The organism is Streptomyces sp. NPDC055962 (genome assembly GCF_042270185.1).
GTDB lineage: Bacteria > Actinomycetota > Actinomycetes > Streptomycetales > Streptomycetaceae > Streptomyces.
Genome location: NZ_JBHJYN010000003.1, coordinates 44,592 through 61,440 on the forward strand (window position 1 = coordinate 44,592; position 16,849 = coordinate 61,440).

At 73.5% G+C, this 16,849-nt stretch carries 15 protein-coding genes and 1 riboswitch; of the genes, 9 read left to right on the forward strand and 6 right to left on the reverse strand.

The features are described from left to right. Positions 1 to 11: 11 nt before the first annotated feature. From ACFC51_RS10775 to ACFC51_RS10785, 3 genes are all read right to left on the reverse strand, one after another. Positions 12 to 803: an enoyl-CoA hydratase/isomerase family protein gene (locus tag ACFC51_RS10775; RefSeq protein ID WP_376375541.1), complete on the reverse strand. Its 792-nt coding sequence runs from the start codon at positions 801 to 803 to the stop codon at positions 12 to 14. Positions 804 to 945: 142 nt separating this feature from the next. Then, positions 946 to 1,167: a helix-turn-helix domain-containing protein gene (locus tag ACFC51_RS10780; protein WP_018518904.1), complete on the reverse strand. Its 222-nt coding sequence runs from the start codon at positions 1,165 to 1,167 to the stop codon at positions 946 to 948. 357 nt (positions 1,168 to 1,524) lie between these two features. Continuing rightward, positions 1,525 to 3,123 (reverse strand): ABC-F family ATP-binding cassette domain-containing protein, encoded by a 1,599-nt coding sequence (locus ACFC51_RS10785; protein ID WP_376375538.1) that lies wholly within the window; start codon positions 3,121 to 3,123, stop codon positions 1,525 to 1,527. 251 nt (positions 3,124 to 3,374) lie between these two features. On the opposite strand from ACFC51_RS10785, the gene ACFC51_RS10790 reads away from it, so the two are divergent. Both ACFC51_RS10790 and ACFC51_RS10795 read left to right on the forward strand, forming a co-directional pair. After that, complete coding sequence (locus tag ACFC51_RS10790; RefSeq protein WP_376375535.1) at positions 3,375 to 4,262, forward strand: neutral zinc metallopeptidase; 888 nt, start codon at positions 3,375 to 3,377, stop codon at positions 4,260 to 4,262. 77 nt (positions 4,263 to 4,339) lie between these two features. Beyond that, on the forward strand, positions 4,340 to 4,750 hold the full coding sequence (locus ACFC51_RS10795; RefSeq protein ID WP_376528078.1) for a VOC family protein: 411 nt from the start codon (positions 4,340 to 4,342) through the stop codon (positions 4,748 to 4,750). Between the two features lie 27 nt (positions 4,751 to 4,777). Here ACFC51_RS10795 and ACFC51_RS10800 read toward each other — a convergent pair whose 3' ends face one another. The 3 genes from ACFC51_RS10800 to ACFC51_RS10810 form a co-directional block, all read right to left on the reverse strand. Next, positions 4,778 to 6,076 carry a hypothetical protein gene (locus ACFC51_RS10800; RefSeq protein ID WP_376375686.1) on the reverse strand — a complete coding sequence of 433 codons (1,299 nt, stop codon included), beginning with the start codon at positions 6,074 to 6,076 and terminating at the stop codon, positions 4,778 to 4,780. Between the two features lie 184 nt (positions 6,077 to 6,260). Next, on the reverse strand, positions 6,261 to 7,403 hold the full coding sequence (locus tag ACFC51_RS10805) for an alpha/beta hydrolase (protein ID WP_376375530.1): 1,143 nt from the start codon (positions 7,401 to 7,403) through the stop codon (positions 6,261 to 6,263). Between the two features lie 69 nt (positions 7,404 to 7,472). Continuing rightward, complete coding sequence (locus tag ACFC51_RS10810) at positions 7,473 to 8,132, reverse strand: class II aldolase/adducin family protein (RefSeq protein WP_376375527.1); 660 nt, start codon at positions 8,130 to 8,132, stop codon at positions 7,473 to 7,475. A 244-nt stretch (positions 8,133 to 8,376) separates the two neighbouring features. Here ACFC51_RS10810 and ACFC51_RS10815 point away from each other — a divergent pair, with 244 nt between their 5' ends. From ACFC51_RS10815 to ACFC51_RS10845, 7 genes are all read left to right on the forward strand, one after another. Next, positions 8,377 to 9,627, forward strand: coding sequence for an anion permease (locus ACFC51_RS10815; protein ID WP_376375524.1), 1,251 nt, complete (start codon positions 8,377 to 8,379; stop codon positions 9,625 to 9,627). A 12-nt stretch (positions 9,628 to 9,639) separates the two neighbouring features. Next, positions 9,640 to 9,858, forward strand: coding sequence for a hypothetical protein (locus ACFC51_RS10820; protein WP_376528081.1), 219 nt, complete (start codon positions 9,640 to 9,642; stop codon positions 9,856 to 9,858). Between the two features lie 195 nt (positions 9,859 to 10,053). After that, a riboswitch (cobalamin riboswitch) is annotated at positions 10,054 to 10,183 on the forward strand. Positions 10,184 to 10,311: 128 nt separating this feature from the next. Beyond that, positions 10,312 to 11,256 carry a cobalamin biosynthesis protein gene (locus ACFC51_RS10825; RefSeq protein WP_376528083.1) on the forward strand — a complete coding sequence of 315 codons (945 nt, stop codon included), beginning with the start codon at positions 10,312 to 10,314 and terminating at the stop codon, positions 11,254 to 11,256. Then, on the forward strand, positions 11,253 to 12,863 hold the full coding sequence (locus tag ACFC51_RS10830; protein WP_376528086.1) for a cobyric acid synthase: 1,611 nt from the start codon (positions 11,253 to 11,255) through the stop codon (positions 12,861 to 12,863). The genes ACFC51_RS10825 and ACFC51_RS10830 overlap by 4 nt, the downstream gene beginning before the upstream one ends. After that, complete coding sequence (locus ACFC51_RS10835; RefSeq protein ID WP_376528089.1) at positions 12,860 to 14,908, forward strand: putative cobaltochelatase; 2,049 nt, start codon at positions 12,860 to 12,862, stop codon at positions 14,906 to 14,908. The genes ACFC51_RS10830 and ACFC51_RS10835 overlap by 4 nt, the downstream gene beginning before the upstream one ends. Next, positions 14,908 to 15,507, forward strand: a complete 600-nt coding sequence (gene cobO, locus ACFC51_RS10840) for a cob(I)yrinic acid a,c-diamide adenosyltransferase (RefSeq protein WP_376528092.1) — start codon at positions 14,908 to 14,910, stop codon at positions 15,505 to 15,507. The genes ACFC51_RS10835 and cobO overlap by 1 nt, the downstream gene beginning before the upstream one ends. Then, complete coding sequence (locus ACFC51_RS10845) at positions 15,501 to 16,847, forward strand: cobyrinate a,c-diamide synthase (protein WP_376370814.1); 1,347 nt, start codon at positions 15,501 to 15,503, stop codon at positions 16,845 to 16,847. The genes cobO and ACFC51_RS10845 overlap by 7 nt, the downstream gene beginning before the upstream one ends. The last annotated feature ends 2 nt before the right edge of the window (positions 16,848 to 16,849 follow it).

Sequence of the window (16,849 nt, forward strand, 5' to 3'; positions counted from 1 at the left end):
GTGACGGTGGTTCAGTCGGCCAGACCGGCGAGGTCGCGCAGGCGGCGGCCCTGGGCGGCCCGCTCGGCGGTGCGCTGTTCCTCGTACGTACGGGAGAGAGCGCCGCTCAGCAGCGCCTTCGTCTCGACGACGGCGTCGCGCGGGGCGGCGAGCAGGGCGGCGGCCAGGTCACGGCCCGCCACGTCGAGCTGGTCCACCGGGACGACGAGGTTGGCGAGGCCGGTGCGCTCCGCCTCCTCGGCGTGGACGAAGCGGCCGGTGGCGCAGATCTCGAGCGCGCGGGCGTACCCCACGAGGTTCACCAGGGGGTGGGTGCCCGTGAGGTCGGGGACGAGACCGAGGCTGGTCTCGCGCATGGCGAACTGCACGTCCTCGGCGGCGATGCGGAGATCGCAGGCGAGGGCGAGCTGGAAGCCGGCACCGATGGCGTGTCCCTGGACGGCCGCGATCGACACGATGTCGTTGCGGCGCCACCAGGTGAACGCCTCCTGGTACTCGGCGATGGTCGCGTCGAGCTCGGCCTCGGGGCCGCGCGCCATGTCGAGGAAGGACGGCTCGCCGTCGAAGCCCTCGGGTGCGAACGCCTGCCGGTCGAGGCCCGCGGAGAAGGACTTGCCCTCGCCACGCAGCACGACGACCCGCACGCTGCCGGGGAGCGCCCGTCCGGCCTCTGCCAACGCCCGCCACAGAGCGGGAGACTGAGCGTTGCGCTTGGCCGGATTGGTGAGCGTCACCGTGGCAACCGCGTCATCGACGGTGAGCCGTACGCCGTCCTTGTCGAGCACAGAGTCGAGCGAGGTCATGGAGCGCCTCCGGATCGGGTGCTGTCAGCACTTACTGGCAAGTACTGAACAGTAACCACCCGGACGACCTGACGGTCGGCCGGGTGGTCACCCGGTGTTCCGGTGAGCCCGCGGAGCCGGACGGGCCGGCTCCCGACCGCCGTCAGGCCGTGGCGGCCTTCTTGCCCCGCGTCGCTCCGCCGCGTCCCCGCAGCGTCACTCCGGACTCGCTGAGCATCCGGTGGACGAATCCGTAGGAGCGGCCGGTTTCCTCGGCCAGCGCCCGGATGCTCGCACCGGAGTCGTACTTCTTCTTCAGGTCTGCCGCGAGCTTGTCACGCGCGGCGCCGGTAACCCGGCTGCCCTTCTTCAGAGTCTCGGCCACCCGTGCCTCCTCAAGGAAGTGCGCTCTGGACTCTCATGATCACCCCTACCGGGCTTCCTGGCCACCCATTCGGCAAGGTATGTACGACCGGTTTCCACGTCCGTAAGCGGTCCGGCACAAGCGGAATCCCGCATTCCAAGAGGGCTGGGAGCCCTGTGGGGCGGGCTGTGGGAAAAACCGGCAGGTCAGGGCCGTACGGGGTGGGGTGGCCTGAAATGAGTGCGCCCGGCAGGTATCTGCCGGGCGCCGCGCCGGAGTACGAGACCCGCTCACCCAGATGATGGATCACCGATGGGCCGAATGATCCAGACGCGTTGGATCACCGGGCTCCGCACCGGTTCCGGGGCCTCCGCGGGGTCAGGCGAGGGCGACCAGGTCCCGGTAGTCCGCACCCCAGAGGTCCTCGACGCCGTCGGGCAGCAGGATGATCCGCTCCGGCTGGAGCGCCTCCACCGCACCCTCGTCGTGGGTGACGAGGACGACGGCGCCCTTGTAGGTGCGCAGGGCCCCGAGGATCTCCTCGCGGCTGGCGGGGTCGAGGTTGTTCGTCGGCTCGTCGAGCAGCAGCACGTTCGCGGAGGAGACCACGAGCGTCGCCAGGGCCAGCCGGGTCTTCTCACCGCCGGAGAGCACCCCGGCGGGCTTGTCGACGTCGTCACCGGAGAAGAGGAAGGAACCGAGCGTCTTGCGGACCGCGACCAGGTCGAGGTCCGGCGCCGCCGAACGCATGTTCTCCAGGACGGAGCGCTCCGGGTCGAGGGTCTCGTGCTCCTGGGCGTAGTAGCCGAGCTTGAGGCCGTGACCCTCGATGACCTGGCCGGTGTCGGGCTTCTCGGCTCCGCCGAGGAGGCGCAGCAGGGTGGTCTTGCCCGCGCCGTTGAGGCCGAGGATCACGACGCGGGAGCCCTTGTCGATGGCCAGGTCCACGTCGGTGAAGATCTCGAGCGAGCCGTAGGACTTGGAGAGGCCCTCGGCCATCAGCGGGGTCTTGCCGCACGGGGAGGGGTCGGGGAAGCGCAGCTTGGCGACCTTGTCCGAGACCCGCACGGCCTCCAGGCCCGAGAGCAGCCGGTCGGCGCGCTTGGCCATGTTCTGGGCGGCGACCGTCTTGGTGGCCTTGGCGCGCATCTTGTCGGCCTGCGCGTTGAGGGTCGCGGCCTTCTTCTCGGCGTTCTGGCGCTCGCGCTTGCGGCGCTTCTCGTCGGCCTCTCGCTGCTGCTGGTAGAGCTTCCAGCCCATGTTGTAGATGTCGATCTGCGCACGGTTGGCGTCGAGGTAGAACACCTTGTTGACCACGGTCTCCACGAGCTCGACGTCGTGGGAGATCACGATGAAGCCGCCGCGGTAGGTCTTGAGGTAGTCCCGCAGCCAGACGATCGAGTCCGCGTCCAGGTGGTTGGTGGGCTCGTCGAGGAGCAGGGTGTCGGCGTCCGAGAACAGGATGCGGGCGAGCTCGACCCGGCGGCGCTGACCACCGGAGAGGGTGTGCAGGGGCTGGCCGAGCACCCGGTCGGGCAGGCTCAGCGCGGCGGCGATGGTGGCGGCCTCGGCCTCGGCGGCGTATCCGCCCTTGGTGAGGAACTCCGTCTCCAGCCGCTCGTACCGCTTCATCGCCTTCTCGCGGGTGGCGCCCTTGCCGTTCGCCATCCGCTCCTCGTTCTCCCGCATCTTGCGCAGGATCTCGTCGAGGCCGCGGGCCGAGAGGATGCGGTCGCGGGCCAGGACGTCGAGGTCGCCGGTGCGCGGGTCCTGCGGGAGGTAGCCCACCTCACCGCTGTTGGTGATCGTGCCGCCGGCCGGGGTCCCCTCCCCCGCCAGGCACTTGGTGAGGGTGGTCTTGCCCGCACCGTTACGGCCGACCAGACCGATGCGGTCGCCCTTGGCGATACGGAAGGACGCGGATTCGATGAGGATGCGGGCGCCGGCGCGCAGCTCGATGCCGGAAGCGGTGATCACGGAAATACTCCAGGGCGGTATGGACGGCGGAGGGACAGCGGACTCACGACTCGACGCCGCCTAATGCACAAGGAGAATTGCCATGGGACTCAGTCTACTGGCGGTGTCCACCTGCTTCGCCTCATGCTCCCGGCCCGGCACCCCGCCACCGCACCGCGTCACATGAGCGGGCACGAGGCACCGGACTGCCCGATACTCGGCGCAGGACGGCACACCCGCGGTGGAGCGGCCGGAGCGGAAGGCGGTGGCCCTTGCAGTTCGACGACGACGCCGATCTGGACACGTCCGAGGTCAGGGACGTGCGAGGCAGCCGTGTCCCGGGCGGCCGGGCCACCGTGGGCGGCGGCATCGCCGGCCTCATCGCGCTGGTCCTAGGGCTGCTCCTCGGCGTGGGCCCGGAGCAGCTCGGCCTGTCCTCCGGCGATCCGGAGCCGGCGGCCACGTCGTCCTCGGCCGCACAGGTGGAGCGGAGCTGCCGGACGGGCGACGACGCCGACACCAGGGACGACTGCCGGACGGTGGCGGTGGTCAACAGCGTGCAGGACTACTGGGACCAGGAGTTCGAGCGGAGCGGTGAGACGTACACGACAGCCCGGACGGTCCTGTTCAGCGACCGGATCGGCACCGCGTGCGGATCGGCCACCTCGGCGGTCGGCCCGTTCTACTGCCCCGGCGACCGGCAGGTCTATCTGGACCTGGGGTTCTTCGACGAGCTGCGTACGACGTACGGCGCCGACGGCGGCCCGTTCGCCGAGGCGTACGTCGTGGCGCACGAGTACGGCCACCACGTGCAGGACCAGCTGGGCATCCTGCGCAGGGCGCAGGACGGCAGCCAGGGCGCCGACAGCAGTTCCGTGAAGGTCGAACTGCAGGCGGACTGCTTCGCCGGGGTCTGGGCCAACCACGCGACGACGACTCCGGGGGAATCGGGCCGCCCCCTGATCACGGAGCTGACGGAGGCGGACATCCGGGACGGGCTCTCCGCCGCGGCGGCGGTCGGCGACGACCGGATCCAGGAGAGGTTCCAGGGGAGCGTGAACCCGGAGTCCTGGACGCACGGCTCCTCCGCGCAGCGGCGGCAGTGGTTCACCACGGGGTTCCGCACCGGGGACCCGGCCCGCTGCGACACCTTCCGCTGACGTTGTCGGCGGCCGGTGCGAGACTGAGACGCAGATCACATCGGTGTGATGCGGACGAACGGGAGAGGGCGAGCGTGATGGCAGTCGCCGACGGCGGTCCCACGATTTTTCCGACCATCCTGTACGACGACGCGAAGGCCGCGATCGGCGTGCTCACCCAGGGCCTGGGGTTCACCGCCGAGGCGGTGTACGAGGGCGAGGACGGCAGCGTGCTCCATGCCGAGCTCTCCTGCGGCAACGGCAGGGTGATGCTGGGCTCCAAGGGGCGCGGGGGCGCGTTCGCCGAGGCGATGGCGGGCGCCGGGCCCACCGGGGTCTACGTGGTCGTGGACGAGGTGGACGAGCACCACGCGCGGGCCGTGGAGCACGGCGTGGAGATCCTCATGCCGCCCACCGACCAGGACTACGGCTCGCGGGACTACATGGCGCGGGACGCCGAGGGCAACGTCTGGAGCTTCGGGACGTACGCCCCGGGGTCCTCGGGCTGAGGGCCCCGGGGCCGCGTGCTCGCGCGGTCACGCCCCGCCGGTGTGCACCTGGAAGGCCGCGCGGCGCACGGCCTTGGCGAGGGCCGGGTCCGGGTGGGCGGCGGCCAGGGCCACCAGCACCTGGACGGTCCGGGGATGCCCGACGGCACGCACCTCGTCCAGGAGTGCGGGGACCGTGCCCTGGACGGCGGAGTCGAGGTGGCGGACCAGCAGACCGGTCTCGCCGTGGTCGGCGACGGCCGCGGCGGTGTCGACCCAGAGCCAGGTGGCTTCCTCACGGCTGAGGACGTCCTGGGCGTCGTCGGGGTCGGTTCCCTCGTACTCGGCGAGCCAGAGCAGGGCGTACGGGCGCAGCGGTGCCTCGGTGACGACGGAGCGCACGACGGGCTCCGCGGGGGCGCCGACGACGCGCAGGGCCTCGAAGGCGAGCCCGCGCAGCAGCGCGTCCTCGCCGCGGGCGACGGCGAGCAGCTCGGCCACGGCGCTGCCGACGGGCCGGGCGGCGAGCCAGGCGCGGTACTCGGCGCGGGCCGGTCCGGGGGTGAGCCGGGCGCATCCGAGCAGCATGTCGGCGGCGGACTGCTCGATGTTGCCGGCCGGGCTCTGGGCGGCGACGCAGATCTGTTCCAGCTTGACCCAGACCGCCCAGTTGCCCAGCGGGGTGAGGGTGGCGTGGCCGGAGCCGAGCGTGAGGGCGCCCACGGAGGCCAGGCCCTCCAGGGCCCAGTCGAGCAGCAGCGCGTTCAGGTCGGCGGGGTCTCCGGCGACGGGGGCGGGCTGCTCCTGCGGCCCGTAGGGCACCTCGCACCGCTCCTCGTGGAGTTCGGCGACGCGCTGCCCGAGCAGGTCGAGGAGCGCGGGCACGGTGACGGGCCCGGCCGAGAGCTGGAGGAGGGACAGCACCTGGGGGACGGCCTCGACGGCCTCCGCCACGGCGGTGGCCTCGATGCCTTCGGGTGAGGCGTGGACGAGCGACCAGGCGTCGAAGAGCGCCACCCAGCCGCGGAGCACGGCGGAGTCGTCGCGGTCCCAGGCGCGCAGCCGCCAGCCGGGGCGGGCGGTGTCGCCGTGCAGCTCGACGAGTCCGGCCAGCCTGGCCCGGTCCCAGCCCGCCAGGACCTGGGCCGGGGACAGCTCCATCGCCGCGGCGGCCCGCTCCAGGGCCTGGGCGGTGAGGGTGGCCGAACCCGGACTCGTACCGTCAGCCGCCCAGTGGGCGATCCGTACGGCGTCGGCGAGCACGGCCCTGGCCTGGCGTGCCAGTTCCGCCGGGGGCGGTGTGCCCTCGGGTGGGCGGGGGGCCGGCCGGGTGCGCCGGGTCGTCACGGCCTTACGGGCGGTCGCCTGGGGTCGCGGGCGGACAAGTCGCAGCCTGGAGTCGCGCGGGGTACGGGACGTCACGAGGAGCAGTCTTGCCTCTGACGGGCCGAAAGCCCAAACGGAAGCCGTGTCACCAGGGTTCGGAGGGGTCCGGGGCCGGGCACCAACCGGGCGGTTCCGGCCCATCGGCTCACATCAGGGGCGTGAGGAAGCGCCGGAGCGCCTCCTCGTAGCCTGCCGGGTCGGCGTTCCACATCGCCGCATGCGGAGCCTGGGGCACGGTGTGCAGGGTCACCAGGTCGGGCCGGAGCGCGGCGAGTTCCCGGGACGGCTGCCAGGGAGCGAGGGTGTCGTCGGGTCCGTGGACGATGAGGGTGGGGGCGTGCAGGGCCGTCGGCACCGAGGTGCTCAGGAGCGGGGCACCGTGCAGCCCGGTCTGTCCCTGCGCCGCGCGGACGGCGAGGGGGAGCAGCGCGGAGGGGACGCCCTTGGCGGAGGCGAGGGCCCGCAGCGTGGTCCGCCAGTCCATGACCGGGGAGTCGAGGACGAGCCCGCGGATGCGGTCACGGAGGGCGGAGTTGACGGCCGCGTGCAGCGCCATCGAGGCCCCGGACGACCAGCCGTGGAGGATCACGTGCTCCGCGCCGTAGCGCAGGGCGTAGCGGATGGCGGCGTCGAGATCGCGCCACTCGGACTCACCGAGGTGGGAGAGCCCGTCCGGGGAGCGCGGGGCGCCCGGGTCCCCCCGGTAGGCCAGGTCGAGCACGGGGAACTGCTGGTCGTGGAGGAACCCCGTCACGTTGAGGGGGTGGTCCCTGGTGGTTCCGAGGCCGTGCACCGTGATCACCCAGGTGTCCCGGGCCCCGGGCACGAACCAGGCGGGCAGGGCGCCGAGCTCCCCGGGGACCTCGACCTCCTTGTACGCGAGGCCGAGGGCGGCGAGGGGGTCGCCGCGGTGGAGCTCCGGGGTGAGGCGGACCCTGGCTCCGGGTTTCAGGCTGCCGAGGGTGACGCGTTCCAGCCGGCGTACGACGGTGTCCGCGGAGGCCGCGGAAGGACCGGGCTGCTGTTCGACCACCGGGCCGACGACCGCGTGGACGCCGCCCCGGCCGGTCAGTCCGTACGTGCCGGGACGCAGCGCGGAGAGGGAGCGGGTCAGGGTGACCTGCCCGGCCGCGGTGGCGTGCACGGTGAGACGGCGGTCGGCGGGGAAGGGACGTGGCGAGGGCGCCCCGAGGGCGGCGTCGCTGGCGTAGCGGCCGGCGGCGACCGCTGCCGCGCCGGCGCCGAGGATCGAGGTTGCGGCCACTGCCGCCGCTGTTGCCGGGCGCACGGCTCCAGTGTCCTGGGCCGGGGCGCGCGCTGCCAGCGGGCAGGGGCCGTACGGTGCGCCGGGCGGGCGTCAGCCCTGCTGGCCGTAGCCCTCCAGGGCGTCCTGGACGTCACGCAGCTGGGCCGCGGAGAGGAGGGCGGGGCTGTGGCCGGGCACGGAGCTCGCCGTGAGCCAGAGCCTGCACATCCATTCGAGCTGGGCGGTGCGGTCGTAGGCCTCGTCGAGGGTGCTGCCGTAGGTGACGGTGCCGTGGTTCCGCAGCAGGCAGGCGGTGCGGCCGCGCAGGGCGGCCAGCATGTTGACGGCGAGTTCCCGCGTCCCGTAGCGCGCGTAGGCGGCGGTGCGGACGGGGCCGCCCATCATGGCGGCGGCGTAGTGGATCAGCGGCACCTCGTGCACGAGGGTGGAGACGGCCGTGGCGTGCACGGCGTGGGTGTGGACGACGGCGGCGGCGTCGCTCTCGCGGTAGACGGCCAGGTGGAGGGCCAGTTCACTGGTCGGCACGAGGTCGCCGACGACCTGGTGGCCGTCGAGGTCGACCCCGACGGCGTCGCCGGGTCCCAGCCGGTCGTAGGGCACCCCGCTGGGGGTGACCAGCACGATGTCCCCGACCCGGGCCGAGACGTTGCCCGAGGTGCCGACGACCAGTCCGTCCGCCGCCGTCCGCCGGGCCGTCGCCACGACTCCGTCCCACGCCTGCCCGATCGCGTCCCGCCGCTCGTCACCCATGCGGGGATCCTAGGGGTGGTGACCGATGTCTCCCCAGGGGGACGCATCGGTCGGAAGGCGGACGACCGGCGGGGGCGGGGCCGGGCCCCACACCGGAGTAAGAGCTTCCGGATGCCCTCCGCGCACACAAGCGGAACGGGCACACGCGGTTGGGGTCACCGTGCCGCCCTGCCCAGTTCATCTTCCGTTCACCCTGGTTGCTTACGTTCCACGTGCCAATGACGTCGAACGATTGCCTGGGTAAATGGAACACATCACGCTGCTGCTCGCGATCGTGATCGTGACAGCTCTCGTGTTCGATTTCACGAACGGTTTCCACGACACCGCCAACGCGATGGCCACCACCATCTCGACCGGCGCACTCAAGCCCAAGACCGCGGTGGCCATGTCCGCCGTTCTCAACCTCGTCGGCGCGTTCCTGTCGGTGGAGGTCGCCAAGACGATCTCCGGCGGGATCATCAACGAGAACGGCCTCAGAACCGAGGTCATCTTCGCCGCGCTCGTCGGCGCGATCCTGTGGAATCTCCTGACCTGGCTGGTCGGCCTGCCCTCCAGCTCCTCCCACGCACTCTTCGGCGGCCTCATCGGCGCGGCGGTGATGTCGGCCGGCTGGTCCTCGATCAACGGCGGCACCGTCGTCACCAAGGTCCTGCTGCCGGCGATCGCCGCTCCCGTGGTCGCGGGTCTCGCTGCGCTGCTGGCCACGAAGCTGACGTACCGCCTCAACCGGAAGATCACCGACGAGGCCCAGCTGAAGTCGACCGCCAAGGGCTACCGCGCCGGCCAGATCGCCTCGGCCGGTCTCGTCTCGCTCGCCCACGGCACCAACGACGCGCAGAAGACCATGGGCATCATCACGCTGGCCCTGGTCACCGGCGGTGTGCTCTCCCCCGGCTCCAACCCGCCGGTCTGGGTCATCACCTCCGCCGGGATCGCGATCGCGCTGGGCACCTACCTCGGCGGCTGGCGCATCATCCGCACCATGGGCAGCGGCCTCACCGACCTCCGGCCGCCGCAGGGCTTCGCGGCCCAGACGAGCGCGGCCACGGTCATCCTGGCCTCCTCGCACCTCGGCTTCTCCCTCTCGACCACCCAGTCCTGCTCCGGTGCCGTCATGGGCGCGGGCCTCGGACGCAAGGGGGGCGTGGTCCGCTGGTCCACCGCCACCCGGATGTTCGTCGCCTGGGGCCTGACGCTCCCGGCCGCCGGCCTGGTCGGCGCGGGTGCCGAGTTCCTGACCAAGCAGGGCCCCTGGGGCGTGGCGGTCGTCGCCGTACTGCTGGTCGCGGGCTCCGGCGCCATCTGGATGCTGTCGCGCCGCAAGCCGGTCGACCACACCAACGTGAACGAGGGCGCGGGCGAACCCGCGGGTGTCGTCACGACCGCCATCGCGGCCGTCAGCCCGCCGCCCGTCGGCGTGGCCGTCCCGGACTTCAAGACCACCATCCCCGCTCCGGACACCCAGGCCGACCCGGCCCGGCCGGCCACGGTGTAAGGACAGATCCGCATGAACATCGACTGGGCAGCCCTCGCCTCCGTATTCGGCGTCAGCCTCGTGATCACCGTCGCGCTGGTCGGCCTCTTCACCCTGGGCGTCACCGGCCTCGCCAAGCAGGCGTCGACGACGCAGGGCGGCGGCGGCGCCCTGGCGCGCACCGGCGCGTACGCCTGTTTCGCGCTGTGCGCGGCGGCCGTCGCGTACGGGATCTTCCTGATCGTCGTCTGACACCCGCGCCACCCGCACCGGGCCGGACACACCATGTGGTGTGTCCGGCCCGGTGTGCGTCTGCGCACACCGAAGGCTCGCAGGTCAACGGCAGGTTGACGGGCCTTCACGGGGCATGGTGGACTGCCGGAGCCATTTGGGCCGGCCGGCACAGGGGACGCCGCCCCCTGTGCCGGCCGGCCTCACGGCGACAGGAGAGGAAGCCGGTGCGAATCCGGCGCGGTCCCGCCACTGTCACCGGGGAGCAGCCTCCACACGGAAGTCACGGTCCGCCACCGCGGACCGGAAGGCCGGAGGACCTGCCGATCCGGAAGCCAGGAGACTCTCGTCGCCGGTCACGTCGAACCAGGGCGCGGACCCTGAGTGAGGACATACGCCATGCCTGGCTGCCCTGCGTCGGTCGCCGCACCACCGTCCACGAAGACCCTTCGAGGCGCGACGGCAGGCTGAGCCGTGCGATCCGACCGCATCTTCGCGTACGGCGCCGCCGCCGGCCTGATCGGCGACCTGCTGCTCGGTGACCCCCGGCGGGGCCACCCCGTCGCCGCCTTCGGGCGCGCCGCGGCGGCCGTCGAGAACCGGCTGTGGCACGACCACCGCGGCTGGGGCGCCCTGCACACGCTGGTCTGCGCCGGTGGTGCCACGGGCGCCGCCGCACTGGCCGCCCGTGCCGTAAGGAAAAGCCCCGCGGCCGCCGTGGCGCTCACCGCGGCCGCCACCTGGACCGTCGTCGGGGGCACGTCGCTGGGCAGGGAGGCCCGCGCCATCGGCGGGGCACTGGCCGCCGGGGACATCGAGCTGGCCCGCGAGCGGCTGCCGCATCTGTGCGGCCGCGATCCGCAGGCGCTGGACGGCCCGGGGATCGCCCGCGCGGTCGTGGAGTCCGTCGCCGAGAACACCTCCGACGCCGTGGTGGGGGCGCTGGTCTGGGGTGCGCTCGGCGGCGTACCGGGGCTGGTCGGCTTCCGTGCCGTCAACACGCTCGACGCCATGGTCGGGCACAGGTCCCCCCGCCACCGGCGCTACGGCTGGGCGTCGGCCCGGCTCGACGACGTCGCCGGCTGGCCCGGGGCCCGGCTCACCGCCGCGCTCGCGGTGGTCGCCGGGGGGCGTCCGCGCGACGCCGTACGGGCCTGGCGGGCGGACGCGGGACGGCATCCGAGCCCCAACGCGGGCCCCGTGGAGGCCTCGTTCGCCGGAGCGCTCGGGGTCCGGCTCGGCGGGACCCTCGCGTACGGCGGGCGGGTCGAGCACCGGCCGGTGCTCAACGGGGAGGCCGGCCGCGAGGTGCGGGTCACGGACATCGAACGCGCGGTGCGGCTGTCGCGCCGGGTGAATGTGCTGGCCCTCGCCGTGTGTGCGGCGGGGCGCCTGGCCAGGGGACGGAGAGCCACATGAGCGGCGGACTGCTGGTCGCCGGAACGACGTCGGACGCGGGCAAGAGCGTCGTCACCGCCGGGATCTGCCGGTGGCTCGTGCGCCGGGGGGTGAAGGTCGCGCCGTTCAAGGCGCAGAACATGTCGCTGAACTCGTTCGTCACCCGGGAGGGGGCGGAGATCGGCCGCGCCCAGGCGATGCAGGCCCAGGCCGCCCGGGTGGAGCCGTCGGCGCTGATGAACCCGGTGCTGCTCAAGCCCGGCGGTGACCGCTCCAGCCAGGTCGTCCTGATGGGGAAGCCGGTCGGCGAGATGAGCGCGCGCGGCTACCACGGGGGACGCCAGGAGGCGCTGCTGGGGACGGTCACTGACTGCCTGGAGCAGCTGCGGTCCACCTACGACGCGGTGATCTGCGAGGGGGCGGGCAGTCCGGCCGAGATCAACCTGCGGCGCACGGACATCGTGAACATGGGCATCGCGCGGGCCGCCCGCTTCCCGGTGCTGGTCGTCGGGGACATCGACCGCGGCGGTGTGTTCGCCTCCTTCTTCGGCACGACGGCGCTGCTGAGCCCCGAGGACCAGTCGCTGGTCGCGGGGTACCTCGTCAACAAGTTCCGCGGGGACGTGTCCCTGCTGGAGCCCGGTCTCGACATGCTGCTCGGGCTCACCGGCCGGCCGGCGTACGGGGTGCTGCCGTACGCCCACGGGCTGGGCATCGACGAGGAGGACGGGCTGCGCGTCTCGATGCGCGGGACCGTGCGGGAGTCGGTGGTGGCACCCCCGCACGGCGAGGACGTGCTGCGTGTCGCGGTCTGCGCCGTGCCGCTGATGTCCAACTTCACCGACGTCGACGCGCTGGCGGCCGAGCCGGGTGTGGTGGTGCGGTTCGTGGACCGGGCCGAGGAGCTCGTGGACGCGGACCTCGTGATCGTGCCCGGGACACGCGGCACCGTGAAGGCGCTCGCGTGGCTCCGGGAGCGTGGGCTCGCGGACGCGCTGGTCCGGCGGGCCGCCGAGGGGCGGCCCGTGCTGGGGATCTGCGGCGGTTTCCAGGTGCTGGGCGAGCGCATCGAGGACGACGTGGAGTCCCGGGCCGGTCTGGTCGAGGGGCTCGGGCTGCTTCCCGTACGCGTCCGCTTCGGCCGGGAGAAGGTGCTGGAGCGGCCCGTCGGGACGGCGCTCGGGGAGGCCGTGGAGGGGTACGAGATCCATCACGGCGTCGCCGACGTCCGGGGCGGCGAGCCGTTCCTGGACGGGTGCCGGGTGGGCGCGGTCTGGGGGACGCACTGGCACGGGTCGCTGGAGAGCGACGCGTTCCGGCGGGCGTTCCTCGGAGAGGTCGCACGGGCGGCCGGGCGACGGTTCACGGCGGCGCCGGACACGAGCTTCGGGGCGCTGCGGGAGGAGCAGCTGGACCGGCTGGGGGACCTGATCGAGGAACACGCGGACACGGACGCCCTGTGGCGGCTGATCGAGAAGGGGGCCCCGGAGGGGCTGCCGTTCCTCCCGCCGGGCGCGCCGCCCCTGCCGGCCCCCGCACCTGGAGCGCCCGCGGGGGCTCCGGACCCGTCCGGCCCTGCCGGTGGGTCCGGCCGTACAGATGTGATCGCTACAGAGGAGGCTCCGTGAGCACGCCGTATCCCTTCACCGCCATCGTCGGGCAGGACGATCTGCGCCTGGGGCTCCTGCTCAACGCCGTCAGTCCCGCGGTCGGCGGGGTGCTGGTCCGGGGGGAGAAGGGCACCGCCAAGTCCACCGCCGTGCGGGCGCTCGCCGCGCTCATGCCGGAGGTGCCGGTCGTGGCCGGGTGCCGGTTCTCCTGCGACCCCGGCGCGCCCGACCCGGCGTGTCCCGACGGCCCCCACGAGGCGGGGACGGGCGTGTCGCGTGCGGCGCGGACCGTGGAGCTCCCGGTCGGCGCGTCGGAGGACCGTCTCGTCGGGGCGCTCGACATCGAACGGGCGCTCTCCGAGGGCGTGAAGGCCTTCGAGCCCGGGCTCCTCGCCGACGCGCACCGCGGGATCCTGTACGTGGACGAGGTCAACCTCCTCCACGACCACCTGGTGGACCTGCTGCTCGACGCGGCGGCCATGGGTGCCTCGTACGTCGAGCGCGAGGGCGTCTCCGTACGGCACGCGGCCCGTTTCCTGCTGGTCGGGACCATGAACCCGGAGGAGGGCGAGCTCCGGCCGCAGCTGCTCGACCGCTTCGGGCTGACCGTCGAGGTGGCAGCCTCGCGCGAGACGGACCTGCGTGTGGAGGTCGTACGGCGGCGGCTCGCGTACGACGACGATCCGGCCGGGTTCGCAGCGCGGTGGGCGGACGAGGAGGCGGCGTTGCGCGAGCGGATCACCGCCGCGCGCGCCCTGCTGCCCCGTGTGGTGCTCGGCGACGGCGTGTTGCGGCAGATCGCGGCGACGTGCGCGGCGTTCGAAGTCGACGGGATGCGTGCCGACATCGTCATGGCCCGTACGGCGACCGCGCTGGCCGCGTGGGCGGGCCGGGACGAGGTGGTCGCGGACGACGTACGGCAGGCCGCGCTCCTGGCCCTCCCCCACCGGCGCCGGCGGAACCCGTTCGACGCGCCCGGGCTCGACGAGGACACGCTGGACGACGCGCTCAGGGACGCCGCCGGCGACGAAGACGGGGACGGGGACGACGATCCCGATGGCGGCGGTCCCGGCGGCGGGGTGCCTCCGCAGGGCGGCGGCACCGACGACGACGGCGGCACCGACGACGGCGGCGCGGACCGGGCGGGTTCGGACGAGGGCGGTCCCGCCACGCCCGGCCGCGAGGAGAGCGGGAGCGGCGACGCGCCCGCACCGGGCGGCGGCGGGGAGCAGCAGCCCGTGCGGGCCGGCGAGCCGTTCCGTACGAAGATGCTCAGCGTGCCCGGTCTCGGCGAGGGCGCCGCGGGCCGGCGGTCCCGGGCGCGTACCGAGCACGGGCGGACGACCGGGTCGCGGCGGCCCGAGGGTGCGCTGACGAAGCTGCACCTGGCGGCCACCGTGCAGGCGGCGGCGCCGCATCAGCGGGCGCGCGGCCGGGCGGGCCGGGGGCTCGTCGTACGGCGGGACGATCTGCGGCAGGCGACGCGGGAGGGGCGCGAGGGCAATCTCGTGCTGTTCGTCGTGGACGCCTCCGGGTCGATGGCGGCCCGGCAGCGCATGAGCGCCGTGAAGGGCGCGGTGATGTCGCTGCTGCTCGACGCCTACCAGCGCCGGGACAAGGTGGGACTGGTGACCTTCCGCGGCAAGGACGCGGAGGTGGCGCTGCCGCCGACCTCGTCGGTGGACGCGGCCGCCGCGCGGCTGGAGACGCTGCCGACCGGTGGGCGCACCCCGCTGGCCGCCGGGCTCCTGAAGGCGCACGACGTGCTGCGGGTGGAGCGGCTCCGGGACCCGTCGCGCCGGGCGCTGCTGGTCGTCGTCACGGACGGCCGGGCCACCGGGGGCGTCGACCCGGTGGCGCTGGCGGCGCGGGCCGGGAGGCTGCACGCATCCGAGGGCACCGCTTCCGTCGTCGTGGACTGCGAGTCGGGGATCGTGCGCCTCGGTCTCGCCGCACAGCTCGCCGGGGATCTGGGGGGCAGCGCGGTCACGCTCGACGAGCTGCGCGCCGACTCGATCGCCGGGCTGGTCAAGGACATCACTGCTGCCGGGAGGGCCGCTTAATGCCACAGGGACAGCCGGTATCGGTACCGGACGACGGACTGACGACACGTCAGCGGCGCAACCGCCCGCTGCTGTTCGTCCACACGGGCATCGGCAAGGGCAAGTCGACGGCGGCCTTCGGGCTGGCGCTGCGGGCCTGGAACCAGGGCTGGCCGATCGGGGTGTTCCAGTTCGTGAAGTCGGCGAAGTGGAAGGTCGGCGAGGAGAACGCGCTGAAGGTGCTCGGGGCGAGCGGCGAGGGCGGCACCGTCGACTGGCACAAGATGGGCGAGGGCTGGTCGTGGGTCCAGCGTGACCATCAGCTCGACAACGAGGAGAAGGCCCGCGAGGGCTGGGAGCAGGTCAAGCGGGACCTGGCCGCCGAGACGTACAAGCTGTACGTGCTCGACGAGTTCGCCTACCCGATGCACTGGGGCTGGATCGACACCGACGAGGTCGTCGAGGTCATGCGCGACCGTCCGGGCACGCAGCACGTGGTGATCACGGGGCGGAACGCCCCGCAGAAGCTGGTCGACGCCGCGGACCTGGTGACGGACATGTCGAAGGTCAAGCACCCGATGGACGCCGGCCAGAAGGGCCAGAGAGGCATCGAGTGGTGAGTGTTCCTCGTCTGGTCGTCGCCGCACCCGCCTCGGGCAGCGGGAAGACCACGGTCGCCACGGGCCTGATGGCGGCGTTCTCGGAGCGCGGGCTCACGGTCTCCCCGCACAAGGTGGGACCCGACTACATCGACCCGGGGTACCACGCGCTGGCCACCGGCCGGCCGGGGCGCAACCTCGACGCGTACATGTGCGGGCCCGGTCTGATCGCGCCGTTGTTCACGCACGGTGCGAGCGGCTGCGACCTGGCCGTCGTCGAAGGGGTGATGGGGCTGTACGACGGGGCGTCCGGGCAGGGCGAACTCGCCTCGACCGCCCAGGTGTCCAAGCTCCTGCGGGCACCCGTCGTGCTCGTGGTCGACGCGTCGTCGCAGTCCCGTTCGGTCGCGGCCCTCGTGCACGGATTCGCCTCCTGGGACCCGCAGGTGCGGATCGGCGGGGTGATCCTGAACAAGGTGGCGTCCGACCGTCACGAGGCGCTGCTCCGCGAGGCGCTCGACGAGTCCGGGCTGCCGGTGCTCGGGGTGCTGCGGCGGGCGCCGCAGGTGGCGACCCCGTCGCGCCATCTGGGGCTGGTGCCGGTCGCCGAGCGGCAGGCCGACGCGCTCGACGCCGTACGGGCGATGGGCGACCGTGTACGCGAGGGCTGCGACCTGGACGCCCTGATGGCGCTGGCCCGTTCGGCTCCCGCCCTGCCGGACGACGCGTGGGAGCCGGAGCGGCACACGGCCCCGGCGGCGCGGCCGGTGGTGGCCGTGGCGGGCGGCGCGGCGTTCACCTTCGCCTACGCCGAGCACGCCGAGCTGCTCACCGCTGCGGGCGCGGAGGTCGTCGTCTTCGATCCCCTGCACGACGAGAAGCTGCCCGCGGGCACGGCGGGGCTGGTCGTCGGCGGCGGCTTCCCCGAGGTGTACGCGCCGGAGCTGTCGGCGAACGAGCCGCTGCGGCGGGCGGTGACCGCCCTGGCCCTGTCCGGCGCGCCGGTGGCCGCGGAGTGCGCGGGGCTGCTCTACCTGGCCCGCGAGCTCGACGGACGGCCGATGTGCGGCGTGCTGGACGCCTCGGCCCGCATGTCCGAGCGGCTGACGCTGGGCTACCGGCAGGCCGTGGCGGTGTCGGACAGTGTGCTGGCGGCGGCCGGGACCCGGCTGCGGGGTCACGAGTTCCACCGGACGGTGCTGGAGCCCGGGGCGGGGCCGACGCCCGCCTGGGGTCTGCACCAGCCGGAGCGGCGCGTGGAGGGCTTCGTCCAGCAGGGTGTGCACGCGAGCTACCTGCACACGCACTGGGCGGCCTCCCCGGAGATCGCCCGGCGCTTCGTGGAGCGGTGCGGGGGGTGACG

What these genes read in the sequence shown, in the direction of transcription:
- ACFC51_RS10775 (WP_376375541.1), bottom strand. Translation starts at nt 803, where the DNA reads ATGACCTCGCTCGACTCTGTGCTCGACAAGGACGGCGTACGGCTCACC.
- ACFC51_RS10795 (WP_376528078.1), top strand. Translation starts at nt 4,340, where the DNA reads ATGGCAGTCGCCGACGGCGGTCCCACGATTTTTCCGACCATCCTGTAC.
- ACFC51_RS10810 (WP_376375527.1), bottom strand. Translation starts at nt 8,132, where the DNA reads ATGGGTGACGAGCGGCGGGACGCGATCGGGCAGGCGTGGGACGGAGTC.
- ACFC51_RS10815 (WP_376375524.1), top strand. Translation starts at nt 8,377, where the DNA reads ATGGAACACATCACGCTGCTGCTCGCGATCGTGATCGTGACAGCTCTC.
- ACFC51_RS10820 (WP_376528081.1), top strand. Translation starts at nt 9,640, where the DNA reads ATGAACATCGACTGGGCAGCCCTCGCCTCCGTATTCGGCGTCAGCCTC.
- ACFC51_RS10830 (WP_376528086.1), top strand. Translation starts at nt 11,253, where the DNA reads ATGAGCGGCGGACTGCTGGTCGCCGGAACGACGTCGGACGCGGGCAAG.
- cobO (WP_376528092.1), top strand. Translation starts at nt 14,908, where the DNA reads ATGCCACAGGGACAGCCGGTATCGGTACCGGACGACGGACTGACGACA.